General features: G+C 40.1%; 19 protein-coding genes. 1 reads left to right on the top strand and 18 read right to left on the bottom strand.

Annotated elements, in window-relative coordinates; genetic code table 11:
* Positions 1 to 64 precede the first annotated feature (64 nt).
* The 8 genes from yjeM to EKM93_RS11155 all read right to left on the bottom strand — a co-directional run bounded on the left by yjeM (position 65) and on the right by EKM93_RS11155 (position 7,508).
* The gene (gene yjeM / locus EKM93_RS11190; RefSeq protein WP_125715672.1) at positions 65 to 1,540 is read right to left on the bottom strand and encodes a glutamate/gamma-aminobutyrate family transporter YjeM; all 1,476 of its coding nucleotides are present in this window, start codon (positions 1,538 to 1,540) and stop codon (positions 65 to 67) included.
* Positions 1,541 to 1,833: 293 nt separating this feature from the next.
* Positions 1,834 to 2,511 carry a GNAT family N-acetyltransferase gene (locus tag EKM93_RS11185; protein ID WP_125715685.1) on the bottom strand — a complete coding sequence of 226 codons (678 nt, stop codon included), beginning with the start codon at positions 2,509 to 2,511 and terminating at the stop codon, positions 1,834 to 1,836.
* Positions 2,512 to 2,638: 127 nt separating this feature from the next.
* Positions 2,639 to 3,130: a YbaK/EbsC family protein gene (locus EKM93_RS11180; protein WP_125715671.1), complete on the bottom strand. Its 492-nt coding sequence runs from the start codon at positions 3,128 to 3,130 to the stop codon at positions 2,639 to 2,641.
* 215 nt (positions 3,131 to 3,345) lie between these two features.
* Positions 3,346 to 4,821, bottom strand: coding sequence for a S41 family peptidase (locus EKM93_RS11175; RefSeq protein ID WP_125715670.1), 1,476 nt, complete (start codon positions 4,819 to 4,821; stop codon positions 3,346 to 3,348).
* 15 nt (positions 4,822 to 4,836) lie between these two features.
* Positions 4,837 to 5,061 carry a YozE family protein gene (locus EKM93_RS11170; protein ID WP_125715669.1) on the bottom strand — a complete coding sequence of 75 codons (225 nt, stop codon included), beginning with the start codon at positions 5,059 to 5,061 and terminating at the stop codon, positions 4,837 to 4,839.
* Between the two features lie 17 nt (positions 5,062 to 5,078).
* Positions 5,079 to 5,687, bottom strand: coding sequence for a YpmS family protein (locus tag EKM93_RS11165; RefSeq protein ID WP_164507073.1), 609 nt, complete (start codon positions 5,685 to 5,687; stop codon positions 5,079 to 5,081).
* 12 nt (positions 5,688 to 5,699) lie between these two features.
* Positions 5,700 to 6,644 carry a GDSL-type esterase/lipase family protein gene (locus EKM93_RS11160; protein ID WP_164507072.1) on the bottom strand — a complete coding sequence of 315 codons (945 nt, stop codon included), beginning with the start codon at positions 6,642 to 6,644 and terminating at the stop codon, positions 5,700 to 5,702.
* A gap of 21 nt (positions 6,645 to 6,665) precedes the next feature.
* A complete protein-coding gene (locus EKM93_RS11155; protein ID WP_125715666.1) occupies positions 6,666 to 7,508 on the bottom strand; it encodes a DegV family protein in 843 nt (280 codons plus the stop codon).
* 270 nt (positions 7,509 to 7,778) lie between these two features.
* Between EKM93_RS11155 and trhA the strand changes: the two genes are divergently transcribed.
* A complete protein-coding gene (gene trhA / locus EKM93_RS11150) occupies positions 7,779 to 8,441 on the top strand; it encodes a PAQR family membrane homeostasis protein TrhA (protein ID WP_125715665.1) in 663 nt (220 codons plus the stop codon).
* Between the two features lie 77 nt (positions 8,442 to 8,518).
* Here trhA and EKM93_RS11145 read toward each other — a convergent pair whose 3' ends face one another.
* From EKM93_RS11145 to der, 10 genes are all read right to left on the bottom strand, one after another.
* The gene (locus EKM93_RS11145; protein ID WP_125715664.1) at positions 8,519 to 8,731 is read right to left on the bottom strand and encodes a hypothetical protein; all 213 of its coding nucleotides are present in this window, start codon (positions 8,729 to 8,731) and stop codon (positions 8,519 to 8,521) included.
* On the bottom strand, positions 8,728 to 9,225 hold the full coding sequence (locus EKM93_RS11140) for a dihydrofolate reductase (RefSeq protein ID WP_125715663.1): 498 nt from the start codon (positions 9,223 to 9,225) through the stop codon (positions 8,728 to 8,730). The genes EKM93_RS11145 and EKM93_RS11140 overlap by 4 nt, the downstream gene beginning before the upstream one ends.
* Before the next feature lie 9 nt (positions 9,226 to 9,234).
* Positions 9,235 to 10,185: a thymidylate synthase gene (locus EKM93_RS11135; RefSeq protein ID WP_125715662.1), complete on the bottom strand. Its 951-nt coding sequence runs from the start codon at positions 10,183 to 10,185 to the stop codon at positions 9,235 to 9,237.
* A 24-nt stretch (positions 10,186 to 10,209) separates the two neighbouring features.
* Positions 10,210 to 12,108, bottom strand: coding sequence for an ABC-F family ATP-binding cassette domain-containing protein (locus EKM93_RS11130; protein ID WP_125715661.1), 1,899 nt, complete (start codon positions 12,106 to 12,108; stop codon positions 10,210 to 10,212).
* Between the two features lie 141 nt (positions 12,109 to 12,249).
* The gene (locus EKM93_RS11125) at positions 12,250 to 12,708 is read right to left on the bottom strand and encodes a hypothetical protein (RefSeq protein ID WP_125715684.1); all 459 of its coding nucleotides are present in this window, start codon (positions 12,706 to 12,708) and stop codon (positions 12,250 to 12,252) included.
* A 65-nt stretch (positions 12,709 to 12,773) separates the two neighbouring features.
* Positions 12,774 to 13,973, bottom strand: coding sequence for a CCA tRNA nucleotidyltransferase (locus tag EKM93_RS11120; protein ID WP_125715660.1), 1,200 nt, complete (start codon positions 13,971 to 13,973; stop codon positions 12,774 to 12,776).
* Positions 13,970 to 14,773, bottom strand: a complete 804-nt coding sequence (gene dapB / locus EKM93_RS11115; protein ID WP_125715659.1) for a 4-hydroxy-tetrahydrodipicolinate reductase — start codon at positions 14,771 to 14,773, stop codon at positions 13,970 to 13,972. The genes EKM93_RS11120 and dapB overlap by 4 nt, the downstream gene beginning before the upstream one ends.
* Before the next feature lie 13 nt (positions 14,774 to 14,786).
* Positions 14,787 to 16,055: a tetratricopeptide repeat protein gene (locus EKM93_RS11110; protein ID WP_125715658.1), complete on the bottom strand. Its 1,269-nt coding sequence runs from the start codon at positions 16,053 to 16,055 to the stop codon at positions 14,787 to 14,789.
* Between the two features lie 137 nt (positions 16,056 to 16,192).
* Positions 16,193 to 16,468, bottom strand: a complete 276-nt coding sequence (locus EKM93_RS11105; RefSeq protein ID WP_125715657.1) for an HU family DNA-binding protein — start codon at positions 16,466 to 16,468, stop codon at positions 16,193 to 16,195.
* 212 nt (positions 16,469 to 16,680) lie between these two features.
* Entirely contained in the window at positions 16,681 to 17,991 is a 1,311-nt protein-coding gene (gene der, locus EKM93_RS11100) for a ribosome biogenesis GTPase Der (protein WP_125715656.1), read from the bottom strand.
* Positions 17,992 to 18,092: the final 101 nt, after the last annotated feature.

Here is an 18,092-nt window from a genome sequence, read left to right as displayed (position 1 = left end):
TAGTGTAACAAAGATTGCGCTGATGACAATTCTATCTTTTCTTACATCAATAAAGGGCTTGCTACTAAGTACGCGTCCGAGCACTATAAACCAGCCAACCACCGATACCAAAAATAATCGGTCCGACCAACATCCATAGGGCACTTTGATAGTCACCGTTTACCAAAATCGGATGAATAACCGTGAATATGTTAGCCGCCAACACAACAACAAAGACGACCCAACTGATAATCGTAGTCCAGGTTATCGATTTATAAACTTCAAATGGTTTCATAATATCCTGATTTCGTTTGAACTTTGGAAAAGCATATAACAAAAACAAGTATGGCAGTGTCATCGAGACATTGGCCATTAACGTCAAAATATTGTAAAACGCCGATGGATCTGTTGTGGCAAACGAAGCAATCAAGATGATCACAAGCACGATTGCGCATTGAACCCACATCGCAAAGCTTGGCATCTCATTTTTATTCAATTTCGTAAACTTCGCAGGCCATAATTTCTTCGGTGTCCCCATGATCAACGTTTTCAGCGGTGAATAGGTCAAGGTGAAAAATGCCCCGGCATAGGCGAGGAACATGCCTAACCCGGTATAACGTGCGAACCACAACCCTAAATTAGCACTGGCCGCCGCACTGAGTCCCAGTGATTGACCTAAAACTAACCCTAAGTTACGCATCATAACATAACTGATATTCCCCATATTTGTTGATGAATCCGCTAATACCTTTTGCCAGTTTGCACTCACACCCCAGCACAAAATCCCTAAAGCGTAACCTAATGTAATCACAACAGCCGCGATCATAATCCCCCGCGGGAAGGCTTTTTCGGGATTCTTCGTCTTATCGACCATCCCACCAAGCACTTCCAGCCCGCCATAAGCAAAAATTGCAAAGACCGCAAAGCTTAATAGGCCCACCGGATGCTGGTAGTTCGGATTTGGTGACGATAAAATGTGAGTCAACGGCTGCGCTAACTTGCCGTGTTGTAAAACTAAAATAATACCTGAAACAACGAATAATATCACATTCAAACTCGTAACCGCAATCCCGCCAAGACTCGTAATCCGTACGATGCCTTTGACCCCTTTAATTGAAACGACGGTGACAATCACCATCCACAGACAAGATAACAAACCAATCACTTGCGTGGCATTCAAACCTAGCCCAGCAAAGTTTTGCGTTTGGTCTGACCCGAAAAACATCGTTGTAAATGGAATCCAGACCTTGGCCGATGTGGACACCATCCAAATGACATATGACGCAAACCACATGAAGGTCCCAACGAAGGCAAAACGCGGATTAACGCTAACCTCTAGCCATTTGTACATCCCACTACTATCCGATTTGATAGCCGCACCATATTCAGCCATCATTAACGCAAATGGTATAAAGAAGAGTACCGCCGCGACTAAGTAAAATAGAATAGAGCCATACCCCATCAAATAAAATGCGACGGTTCCATTCGCAAAGCCAAACACGGTCGTAAAAATCATCATGACTAATGCAATCAATGTAATCTGCTTCTCTTTTGTTGCCATCTCAAACGCCCCTAACTTCAATTATTAATTTTTAATCACATCGCCCACTAACATTTTAAAATAACTACCTTTATTTTTAGCGTTAAGCCGATGATAATATCGTGTGACAACTGGTTAGTTTTATTGGAAATGAATTAATAATTAAAGTCTCTAGGGTCAGAATCAAAATCAATTGGCATTGACACCAGCACCTAGCCTGAATAGATAAAAAAAGAGTATCTTCTAAACTAATCGCCGTATAGTGGCGCTAACCCACTACACAAAAATGATAAATTGCACTATTTATAACTGACTTATTCTGCCGGTGCGGTAACTGTTGACCGGCTGATAATATTAAAAGCCTCTTGACTAGGCTGCCAGTGCTTTTCTAATGGCGGTAAAGTCGCATCATATTTCAAAGCATCATCCACAGAAACCGCCATAACTTTGCTTTCCGTATAAGCCCAATGCTTACCGCCTAATACGCCAGGCGTAAGTTCTTTGACCATCATCGCCGCCGGAAAACTGCCATCGGGCAGACTAGCATTTAAGTCGCGGCCACACTTAAACCCACGGGCCACATAGTTATCTGGCATACCAAAGATCACCACAGTATCTTCACCTGATGCTTGCGCCAATTCAAAACTAGCCTCGATCAGCTGCTTGCCGTACCCTTGACGCTGAAAACCCGGATCAACGGACAATGGCCCAAACGTCAATATCGGTTTCACATTACCATCATCATCTGTCAGCCAGGCCCGGGTATACATAATATTCCCAATCACCTTACCGTCAACTTCCAAAACTAAATCCAGGGCATCAATGAAATCGTCTGTTCCCCGCATCGTCCGCACTAAATAGTGTTCAATACAGCCAGGCATATATTCGTTATAAAAAGCAGCCCGAGTCATAGTTTCTACCCGCGCATAATCCTGTGGCACTTCATTACGGATTATAACGGTCTGATTAGTATTTGGATTGATAAGCTTCATTGAAGTCAAACAATCGCCCCCCTATTCACTGTTTATTTCAGTTTAGCATAAGCGCCCTAAAGTAAACAAAATGATTTATAGCACTAATTGATGACAGTTGATCCAAAAGAGTGACCGTCAAGTCCTTCTATCCGGCCGCTTGCACTTGGGGCAGCCAATCTTTACCAACATCTACCCATTTCACTGGATGGGCATAAACTTCTAACTCACTCGGTGAGATTTTTACAGTACTGTTCACACTGCCACCAGACGTATAGACCGTCTTAAAGCGTTGCAATGACATATCTAAATAAACAGCCACATCAGGTTTTAAAGCAAACGGACAAACCGCCCCCGGACCATGGCCCACTCGGGATTCTAACACTGTCCTAGGCACCATTTTAGCCTTTTTAGAAAATTCTGCCTTAAATTTTTTGTTATCCACTTTAGCATCCCCGGCCATCACGATTAAGACAACCTGTTCATTTACTAAAAAAGACATGGTTTTTGCAATATGCGCCGGTGTACAACCTAATACTTGCGCCGCATGGACCACCGTATCGCCAATGGCTTCATGCACAACAACCCGCTGTGCCAACCCTTGGCTTGTAAAATACTGTTTCACTTGTTCATAAGACATGGCTAACAACTTCCTTTTATTAGATTTATTCTAATTATATAACCATTTTATAATTTAAGTAAACTAGATATTTTTAATAGGGTGTTTCTAAAAAATTAGGTATATCTTTATACTATCGCTCTAGAAAAGGGGTACCTCCCATTTAGGGCTCTAAAAAGGTATATTCATTTAATGAAAAAATCGACCTTAGACTCAATGGCCTAAGATCGATTTTTTTATTTATTTAATTCATTCACAGCGGTTTGATAAGCTTGATCATGATCACTAATCAGCTGGCTTAAGGCTTCAATTAACGCCTCCCCAGTTGCCGGATCTACCGTACCTGTAGCGCTTAAAGCACCACTGTCGTCATTGCTTTGAGCTGTTTGGAATTGTGCCACAGCCGCCTGGGTACTTTCATCATAAACCCCATTTGTCTGATCTACACTATAACCCAGTGCCTTTAAAATCTTTTGAATTGAAATAATTGTCCGGCTGCTTTGACCTAGCTGATAAGTCTTAGACGTATCAAAACCAGATAGATAAGCATAGCTTGGATAATCTGCTTTAACCGTCGGCGTCACTCCTTTTTTATTAATCCAATGACCTTTAGGCGTTAACCATTTTGCCGTAGTGATCTTCATTTCACTGCTGCTGCCTAAATCCGATACGGTCTGTACCGTCCCTTTACCATAAGATTGGGTGCCAATAATTTGATCATGGGCTGATTCTTTCAGCGCACTGGCAAAGATTTCAGAAGCACTAGCCGAATCACCATCAACTAAAACAACCGTTTTTTCTTTTACTTTAAAGCCATTATCATAAGTCTTACCCGCCTTATACGTCTCCGTATTTCCGGAACGGTCTTGGACTTTCATAATTGTCTGGCCATCTTTTAAGAACATACTGGCCGTGGCTAATGCGGTTGGTAACGTCCCACCAGGATTGCCGCGTAAGTCGATAATAAACTTCGTAGCGCCTTTTTTCCGTAATTTTTTAACCTGTTGCTTTAATTCTTTAGCCGTTGGTTCTGAAAAAGTACTGATTTGGATGTAACCTACTGTTTTGTCTGTAGCATCCAATTTACCGCTGACAGTTGTCACTGGAATCTTAGCCCGAGTCAACGTCACTGTGAAAATTTTAGTGCCGCGTTTTAAAGTTAATTTCACTTTTGTACCAATTTTACCGCGAATCTTACTGACAACTTCAGATGTGGTAAATCCTTTGGCAGATTTACCATTAATCTTAATAATCACATCATTGGTCTTTAAACCTGCTTTAGCCGCTGGCGTATTTTTAACCGGCGCATCCACGGCCACATAATTACCATCTTGTTTTACAGAAGCCCCAATACCGCCAAAACTACCGGAAATTGTCGTGTTTAAATCAGTAGCATCTTCTTTAGGCAAATATTCTGAAAAAGGATCATCCAAACTAGCGATCATCCCGTTAATTGCCCCATTAATGAGCTTCGTGGAAGATACAGGTTTGTAATAATTCTGTTTGATCGTTTGGTACACACTATTAATTTTAGAGAAACTCGAACTTTGAGGCTGTAAGGAACGGCCTAAAAAGGCAAATACAACCATTAATGTTAAAGCGACACCGGCTAAGAAAGTGACGATGCCCACAAAAACCGGTAAAAAAATCTGCCGCTTTTTTTTCGGTGTTTTTGGTACAGTTACTTTTGAATTTTTATCCTGATCTGCCAATAATTTCGCCTCATTTTAAAATTGATCCATCGCTTGATAAGCCGCAAAAGCTTGATCAAAGATGTCCATATTTGGTAAATATGCGCCGCTTAACTCTAAATATTGGGCGACTTCATGGTAATCTTCAGACTGTTTTGGAAAACTTTGATCCAGCGCCGCATTGTTAGCGAAGTTCGCCAGCTCATCTTTACCGTCTGGATTTTTTTGAGTCATCAGCCACTGATAAAAACTGCGTTTCATCTTTTTACCTCACTTACTTAATTCGTTGGCAAATAAACATTAAATTCAATTTTATCTTGTTTTAAATCAATTTTTTTAGCGGTGAACTGCATGCCGTTTTTAAGCTTATATTCATTTAACCGCAAATTAATGGTTTTATCTTTTTGATTTACGCTAACCCATTTTGGCAAATTAAAATTATGCCCAATATAGCCTAAAACAAAATTCAAAGGCAAAGCCAACTGGCCCACGGCAATTTCTTTAGCCTTCAGCTGAACATTGCCATTTTCCGTAACATAGGGATCACAAATCATTGAAAATTGAACTGGCCGGTTTAAAAACTCCACACTGCCGGTCACAATCGCATGACTTTTTAACTGCAGGCCATATTTAATCGTTTCATCTTTGAGCTGATTATCAATAAAATACTTTGTAAATCCATTAACTTGTTTTTTATTAAAAGTCACACTAAAGGATTCATCCCGAGCAATTGTTTTACTGTTTGAAACTGCTTGACTGGGACTAAATGCCTTTACGCTCACAAATATAAGCCCAAATGCAAACACTAAAATTACAGCAAAAAAAGCAATTTGCCAAGGATTATGCTTTCGTTTTGCTTTTTGAACAACTGGTTTTTCCTCTGCCAAAATAGACAACTCCTAATTTTTTTGATATAGCCATAAACTTTTATGTTTGGTCATGACTTGATAAAGCTGATTGGTCATCCGAACATAACCGGTATGATTGGGATGAAAATGATCCTTTTTATATAAATAAGGATTAACCAGTTCTTTTTTAGTATCATTTTTAACGGTCACAGCTGTAAAATCCGTTGTGCTACTAGATGACGTACTGCTGCTGGCTTTTTCTTTAGCCACCGCTTTTAACCGCTTGTTAATAATTTTTTGGGTTTTTTTATCCCCTTTTGTTAAAACGCTATCCACCGGTACAAAATAACTCTCCACATTCATCTTTAAAACATTTTTTGTATTATCATTCCAATTGGCAACTGCGGTCTGCATCGTTGTTACCGTGGGTACTAAAACATAAAAAGGATTGTATAGACCGATGACAAACACCGGAACCTCACTTTGCTGCTGCCGGACTAGGCTGATGATCTGATTTAAATTTTGCCCCATCGTCTGGGCCTGGGCGCTGACCGCTTGAGTCGTCACGTTGGCAGGATCTTTTTCAATGACATGCATAATATCATTGCCACCCATCGTCATTACCACGGCATCCGAATTTTTAACGTCTTCTTGCAACTTTTTGTTTTCTTGTACCCGTTTTAAAATCTGTGCACTGGTATCACCGCTGACGCCATAATTGTGAGTAACCACTGTCACAGATTTGTATTTCTTTTCAATTGTTTTTTTGATTAAGCCAACATAACCGTGGTTTTTAGCGCCATCACCCACACCATAAGTTAAAGAATCCCCAATCGCTGTAATTTGAATTTTCTTTTTTACTTTTGGCGTTTTTTTAGTTTTCTTTTTGGCAGCATAAACCGTGTCTGTTACTGTTGCGGAAATAACCGGACTTAACACCCCTAAGCTTAAACTGAACAAACTGAGCAAAAGTCCTATCCGCCAAATTTTTTTCACAATCAATCACACCCGCTTAATTTATTTTGTATAAAACATTAATGCAAATGCTCCGGGCCCAGCATGTGTTGCAATAATCGGATCTGTTTCCCTTAATAAAATAGGTACTTCTGGAAACAGCGGTTTTAACGCCGCCATAATATCTTGCCCAATTTTTAACCCATCCGCATGAGAAATCCCAATCGCTTTAATTGGCGGCAAATTTTGCATCTGCGTAATCGTCTTATCTACGTAACGCATGAGTGTCTTGACACCCCGGCCTTTAGAAACAACATCTAACTGACCTTTTTTTAGTTCAAGAACAATTTTAATATTTAACAAACCGGAAATCATCCCGGAAACCCGACTCATCCGACCGCCCTTCACTAAGTTGGTTAAATCTGAAACCCCCATAACTAAGTGTGTCCGATCCCGGACATCCGCAATAATTTGTAAAATTTCTGGTACCGTTTTACCTGCTTGTGCCGCCTTAGCTGCTTCAATCACTTGAAAAGCCATGCCCCGATCTGTAAATTCGCTATCGACAACGGTCACATCTGCTCGGCTAATTTCGCCGGCTTGATGGGCCGCATTAACCGTGCCGCTGATTGTTTCCGTCATATGGATCGCTAAAACTGGACTACCATCAGCCGCTAAGCTATCAAATAAATCTAAAAAAGCACCAATTGAAGGCTGACTGGTTTTAGGCAGATTTTCCGCATGAGCCATGGCGGTCATAAACCCTTGCCGCGTAATATCTTGTCCATCCACATAAGTCTTTTGATCAATTTCAATAATTAAGGGAATCACATGAATTTCATATTTTTGAACTTCTTCAGGGGTTAATTGTACTGAAGAATCTGTTACAATTTTTACATTTGCCATATTAAACACTCACTTTCCGTTAATCGGCTTTCCCGATTCCACGCTTTAATTTATGAGTCTAAAGTTGATTTCATTGACTATTATGAATCCTTTAGCTTAAAAAATAAATAAATTCAAGTTTTCTTAACAAAAAAAATCAACGCTTCACCATCGAAAAACAATCTTTTTCATGGTACGATACTATTAGTCTATAACTAATTAGTATAGCAAAAAATCAGTATTACCGCACCCCACTGTATCTAATTTTATCGGCCAAGGAGGCTTTAAGTTATGCACCCATCTATTTTTCAAGAAAGACCTTACATGAGCCGCAAATACCAAATTACAAATGAAGTTTTAAATGCGGTGACCCATGGTATTGGCCTACTGCTGGCAATTGCCGGTTTAGTCTTATTAATTTTAAAAGGCGCCCACGCCCATAGTCCAATGGCTGTCGTGTCCTATGCAATCTATGGCGCTTCAATGATTATTTTGTATCTCAGTTCCACCTTATTTCACAGTTTAATTTTTACAAAGGCCAAACATGTTTTCCAAATTTTTGACCATAGCAGTATTTTTTTACTGATTGCCGGGACCTATACCCCTTATTGTTTATTAGCAGTCAAAGGCGCTTTTGGCTGGACGCTGTTTGGGATTGTTTGGGCCACAGCAATTGTTGGGATCCTTTATAAAATTTTTAATCTCGGCAGTCATCGAGGCTTAGAGACGACCATTTATGTCATCATGGGCTGGCTGATCATTGTGGCGATGCATCCTTTATATTTAGCTTTAGGGTTTAAAGGGGTTTTATTATTAATTTTAGGTGGGGTTTCCTTTACTGTAGGGGCTTTATTATATAGCTTACGGGCCATTCCATTTATCCACGTTATCTGGCATCTATTTGTTATATTAGGCACTGCTTTAATGTATTTCTCAATTTTATTTTATATTTAATAAATTTTTATAAAATACAAAAACGCAATGTTTTGACGGCAACTTAATCGTTATGCCGCCAAGCATTGCGTTTTTTATTATTTTTTCTGTTCGATAATCGCCCGCGTTAAAAGTGCCGTAAACAAATTAAAAATTAATGGTAAGGCACAATATAACCAGACTAAGGGCCCGTTAGCCCCTTGGATGCCCACAAAAAATACTGCCGTCAGCACAAAAACCAGCAGACCGATTAACGGCTGACCATAAATAAAATAAAGGCCTATCCCCTTTGACCAGCGTTTTGTATTCATCTACTTTGACGCTCATAAATTTCAAAAGTATGGGGATATTTTTTGCTTGGTGTCCCTGGAATACTTTCAATCTGCTTAAAATCAGCCATTGGTAAATCTGGCATTTTAGTATCTCCGGCAACAGCCACCTGAATTTTAGTCACATAAAGCCGATCTACCACAGATATGAACTGCTTAAAAATTTCCGCACCGCCAATGATAAAGAGCCATTCCGTCCGGTGCTTTTTTTCATAATCCAAGATATCTTGAACATTTCGACAGACCGTAACGCTGTTAAAATCAGATACAAAATCATCTTGTCGCGTTAAGACGATGTTTTGCCGCTTAGGCAAGGGTTTACTGCCAAAACTGGCAAACGTCTTACGGCCCATTACTAAAGCATGGCCTAAAGTGGTCTGTTTAAAGTATTTTAAGTCGTCAGGGATGTGCCAAGGCATTTTTCCCTCTGAGCCAATAACATGATCCTGGGCTTCAGCCCAAATAAATGCAAACATAAAAACCTCCTAAACGGCGACTGGCGCCTTAATTGCGGGATAAGGGTCGTAACCTTCTAATTTAATATCCGTCATATCAAAATCAAAAATATCTTTTTTGTCGGGATTTAAAATTAATTTGGGGGCGGGTTTTGGTGTCCGGGTGAGCTGGGTTTTAACTTGGGCCACATGATTTTTATAAATATGGGCATCCCCTAATGTATGCACAAAATCACCAACCCCTAACCCCGTTTCGTGGGCAATTAGATGTGTCAATAAGGCATAGCTGGCAATGTTAAACGGTACGCCTAAAAAGACATCTGCGCTACGTTGATACAGCTGACAAGATAATTTGCCATCTACAACGTAAAACTGAAATAACGTATGACAAGGCGGTAAAGCCATCGTAGGCACGTCTTCAGGATTCCAGGCCGATACAATCATCCGTCTAGAATCGGGATTGGTCTTAATTAAATCAATGACATTTTGAATTTGATCAATGGTTTCCCCATTTCTAGTCTGCCAATGCCGCCACTGACTGCCGTAAACATTCCCTAAACTCCCAAATTTTTGGGCAAAAGCCGTATCATTTAAAATTCGATCATCAAACATTTGCATTTGCTGATCATATTGCTGCTTAAAAGCAGGCTCTTTTAAAGCACGGTGTCCAAAATCAGTCATATCTGGCCCGTTATAATCTGCGCTTTCAATATAATTTTTAAACGCCCATTCATCCCAAATATGATTGTTGTGTTTTAACAAATATTGGATGTTTGTATCCCCTTTTAAAAACCACAACAATTCACTTTTAATCAAACCAAAGGGAACTTTTTTAGTCGTTAAAAGGGGAAAACCTGCTGTCAAATCAAAACGCATTTGATAGCCAAATAGACTGTAAGTCCCTGTGTTGGTCCGATCATCTTTGTAATGACCTTGTTCTAAAATTGTTTTTTGTAAGGTTAGATAAGCATCTTCTAGCATTGCGTGTCTCCTTTTAGCTCAAGTTTACTTGGCGAATTCACTTAAATAGGCCCAGCGATCCATTTTTTCATCAACAGTTTGATTTAACTGATCAATTTGATGCTGCAAATCTGCCAGCTGTAAATAATCTGAACCAGCCGTTGCGGCCATTGTTGCTTTTAAATCTGTGATTTTTTGATCTAGTTTCTCTAAATCTGCTTCAATAGTTTCATATTCTTTTTGTTCTTTATACGTTAATTTTTGTTTTTTAGCTTTTTCAGGCACTGAGTTGGTTGCCGCTGGTGTCGAAGTTTCTGGTTTTGTCTTCGCCGCCGCTGCCTTAACTGCAGCAGTCTGCGCTGCTAAATAATCCGTTAAGCGCCCGCTAAATTGATTAATCTGAGCATTGCCATGAAAAACCAGCAGCTCATCGGCCACATGATCCAAGAAATAACGATCATGGCTGACAGTGATCACTGTCCCGTTAAAATCATCCAAATAATGCTCTAGCACCGTTAAAGTTTGGATATCAAAATCATTGGTTGGTTCATCTAATAATAAAACATTCGGTTCACTCATCAATAATTTTAATAAATATAACCGCCGCTTTTCACCACCGGATAAACGTTGCACTAAAGTCCCATGCATTTGTCTTGGGAAAAGAAACTGCTCTAATAATTGCGTCACGCTGATATGGGCGCCGCTTTTACTCGTAACCACTTCGCCCACATCTTCTAAATATTTAATGACCCGTTTATCCGCCGGAATTGGCTCAGTAATCTGGGTATAATACGCTAATTTTACAGTTTCACCGATATCAATCAAACCACTATCTAATGGCAACCGCCCTGCAATAGCGTTTAATAAGCTACTTTTACCTGCGCCGTTTGTGCCGGTAATCCCAATACGATCTCCTGCTTGTACTAACAAGTTAAAATCTTTTAAGATGGGCTTTTGATCAAAGGCCAAGTTAGCAGCCTTTAGTTCAATCACCTTTTTACCTAAACGCTGGGCATTAATATCAATGGCCACATCTTGATTCGTATGGTCTGTTTTTAAATTACCTTTTAAATCATTAAAGCGTTGAATTCTAGCTTGTTGCTTTGTAGACCGTGCCTTAGCACCAGCCCGCATCCAAGCCAGCTCCTGTTTATATAATTGGCGCTGTTTGTGGGCTTGTTCGGAATCCAATTGATCTTGATGCGCTTTTTGCGTGACATAAGCTTCATAGTTGCCCTCAAAAATGGACAAACGACCATCGTCTAATTCAAAAATTTGATTCGTCACATCATCTAAGAAGTAGCGATCATGGGTAACGACTAAAACAGCCCCATTATAGCCCTGCAAATATTTTTCTAACCAAGCGATACTGTCAAAATCTAAATGGTTCGTCGGTTCGTCTAAAATCAACAAGTCGCCCTTATCCAATAAAGCTTGGGCTAAGGCTACCCGTTTTATTTGACCCCCAGAAAGCTGATCTGTCGGCTGATCAAAATCTGTGATTTTAAGCTCTGTCAAAATTGTTTTTAGTTCGGTATCCACTTGCCAAGCATTTAATCGATTCATAGTACTCTCAGCTTCAAAAAAGCGATCTTGCAATTTTTGACTTTCGGGTTCTAAATTATAGGCCTTTAACGTGCGTTCATAGTTTCTGATCGCCTCAAATTCTGGACCAGTTCCTCGCAAAGCCGCATCCAAAACCGTTGTGGCCTTTAACTTATTATCTTGTCGCAAATAAGAGATCTTATAGTCATTGGCGCCGGTTAATGTGCCGCTATCCGGTTTTTCTAAGCCCGCAATTGTATTAAGTAACGTTGTTTTACCCGTGCCATTTAAGCCAATTAAGCCTATTTTATCATGGTCATGAATCAAAAAATTAATTTTATCAAATAGGACTTTTTCGCCATATGCTCGGCTCAAGTCCGTCGCAGTTAATGTTCGCAACGAAATACCCCTTCTTTAAAAACGTTAATCTTATCTATTTTAACATACCTTTTCGCAGTCAATCTACGCATTAACCCCATTTTAAAACCAAATAAAAAAGATTGGGTCAAAATTTTACTTTTGACCTAATCCTTTTGAAATCTATCGGGCTTCTGGATATAATTCAAAAACCGTTCTTTCCGCATCAATGACAATATACAAATGGCCATTTTTGGTGGAAATATAACTGGTTTGATAAATGTTATCTAAACCAGAAGTGTCTTTATTCTTAAATGGGAAATAAATTTCGTTAGGCTTTTGGTCACCTTCAAAAATAATTTCACACCGCTCGATATCTTGGTACTTCATAGCTCGACCAAACATCCCCATTTCTAAAGACCCAGTATTAATGTCTTCAGTATTGGCATGGTCAGCTTCTGGTAAGATATCCGCTTTGAAGCTCTTGCAGGGATGAATTTCTTTCATTGGGCCACCTTCAATTCGGCCATAGCTTGTGGTTACCCGAGAAATCCACAAATCATTAAATTCATCATGGTTTACGACCCAGTCGTCACCATTTCTGAAATAAAATTTTAGTTCTTTAAAGACATGCTCCATAATCGTCATCCTTCCTTGAATATGCTTACATTACTATTCTAACACACTTCAATTGGAATTACATAATCTCAATTTTGGAGGATTGCTAACAGCGCTTTCGGCTGATTGGCCACTTTTCCAGCGACCACTTGCCGCTGCAATTGCTGCAGACTCTGTCCAATTTTAGGCCCCGGAGTCAGCCCGGCTGCCATTAAGTCCCGGCCATTAACTGCTAAATCTTGCGCGCAATGAATTGGCAAAGTGTCATAAATCTGCTGCAAATGCTGCTGCTGTGCAGAATCTATACGGTTGACCTGCCGCAACACCGCCAGCCCATCACGAACCGCCTGGGCCCCACTTTGATATAAGACCCAATCAATATCTGCTGGTTGTTTTTGCAATGTCAAACACAACTGTAAAGTCAGCTCACTTTGGTTAATCACCTGATTGGCCGTTTTCCACGTCTTTAAGCCCTTTTTCAACTTGTCAGGGGTTAGCCCTAAGTTCCAGGCTAAAAAGACCCATACTTGGGTTTCATTGGCAAATACGCCATCATAAGCTAATGCCTGTTTTAATTGTGCTTGATAAGGTAAAAATAAGGGAACGGCTGTGGCTAGTTTTGTTTCAATAAATGTTTGTAGTCCCGTAGCCCAATGTGGACTTAACATCATTTTTAAAAATTCACTGTGGATACGTTCAATTGCGATCTTAGTTAACAGCTGATGATTACTCGTAATTGCTGCTTTGGTGTTTGCTTCCAGCGAAAAATCTAATTGCGCTTCAAAGCGAACCGCACGCATCATCCGCAGAGCATCTTCATGAAAACGCTCAAACGGCTTCCCAACTGCCCGTAAGCGCTGCTGTTGCATATCTGCCAGTCCATCAAATAGATCAATAATGGTTCCGTCGGCCTTCATTGCCAGCGCATTGATCGTAAAATCCCGCCGTTTTAAATCTTCATCTAGAGACCGGACAAAAGTGACTTTATCCGGCCGCCGATAGTCTTGATAGGTGGATTCTGTTCGAAAGGTTGTGACCTCGTAGCCGGCACCATGGTCTAAAATGGTGACCGTCCCATGTTTAATTCCAGTGTCCACTGTTCTTTTAAATAAAGCTTTAACTTCTGCTGGATAAGCACTGGTGGCAATATCTACATCGTGAATTGGCCGCTTTAATAAAGCATCCCGAACAGCACCACCTACAAAATAAGCTTCAAAACCGGCCGCTTCAATGGTTTCTAAAATAGGCTGGGCGACTTGAAAATCTTGAGGTAATTGTGTTAATTTCATAAAACGTTTTCCAAACCAACCTTCAATGTTGTTAAGCCTTGAACTTTTCGAACTGCTAAAGCGACCCCTGTCATAAATGAAGCCCGATCATAAGAATCTTGACGAATGGTTAAGCCTTCCCCTACGCCGCCAAACTGCACTTGCTGATGGGCAATTAGTCCAGGCAGCCGTACGGAATGAATCCGCATGCCCTCATAATTACCGCCCCGAGCACCTGTTAGCGTTTCTTGTTCATCACTGGCACCTTGTTGTTTTGGTTTCCGGACAGCCGCCATTAATTCCGCAGTCCGTAAAGCCGTACCGCTGGGGGCATCTTTTTTATTATCATGATGTAATTCAATAATTTCCACGTCCGGGAAGTATTTTACAGCTTCTTGGGCAAATTTCATCATCAAGACTGCACTTAAAGCAAAGTTAGGGACCACTAGACCACCTAGCTTTTGTTGAGCCGCAGTCGCTGTTAAAGCGTCAATTTCAGAGGCTGTTAAACCGGTTGTGCCGATAACTGGTGAAATTTGATGTTCTAAACAAAATTGGGTATTGCTTTGAACAGAAGCTGGGGTTGTAAAGTCCACCCAAACATCCGGTTTTGCTTGTAATGTTGCTTCAATTTTTGAAAAAGCGGGAATTTCAGAACCATCTGTTAAATTTAATTGCTGACTCAAATTTTGATTTGGGTCACTATAAGGATCAAAGCCACCAACTAATTCAAATTCTGCTGAATGTTCCAAAATCATATGACAAGTTGTCTGACCCATCCGGCCTTTAAAACCTGCAACTAATACTCGAATTTTTGCCATCTTCATCACTCCATCATAATTGTTCTTCATCTAATAAGGTATCTAATAACTCCTGCCGCTCAAAGTCGGTTGGTTCTAGTTTAACATAATTTTTTAAAGCCACAATTTCTTCTTTGACTAGACCCATTTCTTGGAAGAAATTAATTAAATCTCTCAAGAAATTTGGTTCTGTTTTTAAGCTGTTGTAAGCCAATAAATAATTTTCCTTAGCACTGTCATAATCTTCCAACGCTGCTTGGGCCTGGGCTAAATTCCAAAGCATCTGCGGATCTTTACCATTTTGACCATAATCCGTTAATAACTGAACCGTTGCTTCATAACGCCGCTGTTTAAGATAGAGATTACTTAAAGCCAGCACCGTACCTTGATTGTCTGGATTGATCTTTAATAATTGTTCTAAATACTGTTGAGCTGCAGTTTCATCCCCTAATTTAGTTGCTAAATCAAAGGCTTTTTGATATAAAACTTCATTAAATTCATCATAACCAATCCCCATTTGCACCGTCGCAAAAGCCCCATTTAAATCACCATTTTGTTCCTGAGCTTCTGCTAAATAAGCATAGAGGGATGTATAGTTAGGATCTGCTTGCTCCAGATGCTGCAAGACATCAATCGCTTGATCGTAATCTTTTAACTGCAAGTATAAAAAGCCCAGTTGAAAATTAGTATCTTTGTCTAAAGCTTCTTGGGGCAGCTGTTCTAAGGCGGCCACTGCTTCTTCATAAGCCCCCATGCCCGCTAAACTGGCCCCCATTCGCTGCAAGATCAATACCCCTGCGAATTCTGTTTCGTCTTCATCTAATAATTTTTGATACTGCGCCACCGCTTCTGCATAGCGGCCCAAGCTAAAATACAATTCCCCCAGGGCAAACCAAATCACAGGTTCATCTGAATAAAGCCGTTCTGCTTCTTTAAGCTTAGCCTCACTGACTTCCGGCAAACCTAATGTCTGATAAACATCTGCGGCGGTTAATAGCGCTTGACCATAGGCTGAAGAAGTGTTTTGAATTGTCTCTAAATAATTTAAAGCTGTATCGCTTTTACCCTCACCAATGGCAATATCTGCCAAAACGGTCTTTAACGCATCTTCCTGAGGATAAGCTTTTAAAAGCTGCAAATACACTTTTTTGGCCTGCTGCACAAAACCTAGAGCATAAAGTTCTTCTGCCAAGCTATAAAGGGTATCGTCATCATCACTGTGCAAGGCTCTTGTGAATAAAGCATCCGCCTGTTTAAGATCACCATCTTCTAGCATCTGCAGCATTTGTTCACTGTAACTCATCTCAAAAAACCTCTCTTCTCGTCAACACATAAACAAACATTTATATAATAAAAAAGAACTAGGGCAAAATCAAATTTTACCCCAGCTCCTTTAATGACCAAGCTATGTATTCCTACATGGCTCGCTTAATACTTTTACTATTTAACAGAATCCTTTAATGCTTTACCTGGTTTAAATGCAGGTACTTTACTAGCTGGAATTTGGATTTCTTCACCAGTTTGTGGGTTACGGCCTTTGCGGGCTGCACGTTCACGTACTTCGAAGTTACCAAAGCCAATTAATTGAACCTTTTCACCTTTAGATAAAGATTCTTGAATTGAGCCAAAAACAGCATCAACAGCAGCAGTTGCATCTTTCTTAGTTAAACCAGTTTCAGCAGCAACACTGTCGATCAATTGAGCTTTATTTGCCATGTTCGGATTCACCTCCTGAAACAATTCGTCTGAGTTATCTATCTTGAGTGGTCCAAGAAGATAAACAATGGCGATGACGATCACCATTTCACATCTTAACTTATCATACGAATGCTGTCATAGCAAGGTTTTTTATCATTAAAACCAATTTTTTTGTACTTTTCTAAAAAACTTAACGAAAATTTATATTGAAAGCACGCTCTTGTGCGTCACTACTTCCGTTTTCGCGGAATAATTTTGATTGGTGTCCCCGTGAAATCAAAGGTTGAACGCAATTGATTTATCAAAAAACGTTGGTATGAAAAATGCAGTAATTCTGGATCATTTACAAAAACAACAAAAGTTGGTGGTTTAATAGCAACTTGTGTCATGTAATAAACCCGTAATCGGCGACCGTGAATACTTGGTGTTGGTGTAAGCGCCACTGCATCCAATAAGACATCGTTTAAAACAGAAGACTGTATCCGCCGGATTTGATTATCATGCACCGTTTTAATCATCGCTGGTAAGGTTTGCAGCCGTTGTTTCGTCACTGCCGAAACAAAAACGACTGGCGCGTAATCTAAATATTGAAACTCCTGACGAATTTTAGTTTCAAACTTATCCATAGTGTGATTGTCTTTTTTCAAGGTATCCCACTTATTGACGACAATAATGATCCCGCGGCCAGCCTCATGGGCATAGCCGGCAATTTTTTTATCTTGCTCCCGAATGCCTTCTTCCGCATTCAAAACAACTAAAACAACATCCGAACGATCAATGGCCCGCATCGCCCGCATAACTGCGTAACGTTCTGTATTTTCATAAACTTTGCCTCGTTTACGAATTCCCGCCGTATCAATCATTGAAAATTCTTGACCGTCTGGATCGGTAAACTTCGTATCAATGGCATCTCGAGTGGTCCCTTCAATACTAGATACAATCACCCGATTATCTCCTAAAATCGCATTGACTAAGGAGGACTTCCCAACGTTAGGTCGGCCAATTAAACTAAAATGAACAGATTCATCTTCATCTTCTTGTTTTGGTTCTGGAAATTTAGAAATAATTAAATCTAATAAATCCCCTAAACCTGTACCTTGTGCACCGGATACGGGAATTGGATCTCCAAAACCCAAAGCATAAAAATCATAGATGTCTTGACGCTGTTCAGGGTTATCTGTTTTATTAACCGCTAAAACCACCGGCTTATCTGAACGGTATAAAATTTGCGCTACTTTTTCATCCGCATCTGTCAACCCTTCTTGTGCACTCACAAGAAAAACAATGACATCTGCTTCTTCAATGGCAATTTCAGCTTGTTCTTGAATTTGTTTCACAAATGGGGCATCACTGATATCAATCCCCCCGGTATCAATCAACGCAAATTCATGGGTCAACCAATCTCCCCGGGCGTAAATTCGATCTCTTGTTACCCCAGGTGTATCTTCTACAATCGAAATACGATCGCCAGCAATTCGGTTAAAAATTGTTGACTTGCCTACGTTAGGGCGCCCAACAATCGCAACAGTTGGTAAAGCCATCTTATCACCTCTAGTTCCTTTATATCATTTCTAATTTATGCCAAAAACTAAGAGGGCGATTCAAAACAAATTGTTTTGTCCCACCCTCTCAATCATTAAAA

This window comes from Agrilactobacillus yilanensis (assembly GCF_003946725.1).
In the GTDB taxonomy this organism is placed as follows: Bacteria; Bacillota; Bacilli; order Lactobacillales; family Lactobacillaceae; genus Agrilactobacillus; species Agrilactobacillus yilanensis.
The sequence above is the reverse complement of the archived record's forward strand: the minus strand, read 5'-3'. Positions and strand labels throughout refer to the sequence as shown.

What these genes read in the sequence shown, in the direction of transcription:
- dapB (WP_125715659.1), bottom strand. Translation starts at nt 14,773, where the DNA reads ATGGCAAAAATTCGAGTATTAGTTGCAGGTTTTAAAGGCCGGATGGGT.
- yjeM (WP_125715672.1), bottom strand. Translation starts at nt 1,540, where the DNA reads ATGGCAACAAAAGAGAAGCAGATTACATTGATTGCATTAGTCATGATG.
- EKM93_RS11110 (WP_125715658.1), bottom strand. Translation starts at nt 16,055, where the DNA reads ATGAGTTACAGTGAACAAATGCTGCAGATGCTAGAAGATGGTGATCTT.
- EKM93_RS11185 (WP_125715685.1), bottom strand. Translation starts at nt 2,511, where the DNA reads ATGAAGCTTATCAATCCAAATACTAATCAGACCGTTATAATCCGTAAT.
- EKM93_RS11180 (WP_125715671.1), bottom strand. Translation starts at nt 3,130, where the DNA reads ATGTCTTATGAACAAGTGAAACAGTATTTTACAAGCCAAGGGTTGGCA.
- EKM93_RS11140 (WP_125715663.1), bottom strand. Translation starts at nt 9,225, where the DNA reads ATGTTTGCATTTATTTGGGCTGAAGCCCAGGATCATGTTATTGGCTCA.
- trhA (WP_125715665.1), top strand. Translation starts at nt 7,779, where the DNA reads ATGCACCCATCTATTTTTCAAGAAAGACCTTACATGAGCCGCAAATAC.
- EKM93_RS11135 (WP_125715662.1), bottom strand. Translation starts at nt 10,185, where the DNA reads ATGCTAGAAGATGCTTATCTAACCTTACAAAAAACAATTTTAGAACAA.
- EKM93_RS11155 (WP_125715666.1), bottom strand. Translation starts at nt 7,508, where the DNA reads ATGGCAAATGTAAAAATTGTAACAGATTCTTCAGTACAATTAACCCCT.
- EKM93_RS11170 (WP_125715669.1), bottom strand. Translation starts at nt 5,061, where the DNA reads ATGAAACGCAGTTTTTATCAGTGGCTGATGACTCAAAAAAATCCAGAC.
- der (WP_125715656.1), bottom strand. Translation starts at nt 17,991, where the DNA reads ATGGCTTTACCAACTGTTGCGATTGTTGGGCGCCCTAACGTAGGCAAG.
- EKM93_RS11145 (WP_125715664.1), bottom strand. Translation starts at nt 8,731, where the DNA reads ATGAATACAAAACGCTGGTCAAAGGGGATAGGCCTTTATTTTATTTAT.
- EKM93_RS11120 (WP_125715660.1), bottom strand. Translation starts at nt 13,973, where the DNA reads ATGAAATTAACACAATTACCTCAAGATTTTCAAGTCGCCCAGCCTATT.
- EKM93_RS11105 (WP_125715657.1), bottom strand. Translation starts at nt 16,468, where the DNA reads ATGGCAAATAAAGCTCAATTGATCGACAGTGTTGCTGCTGAAACTGGT.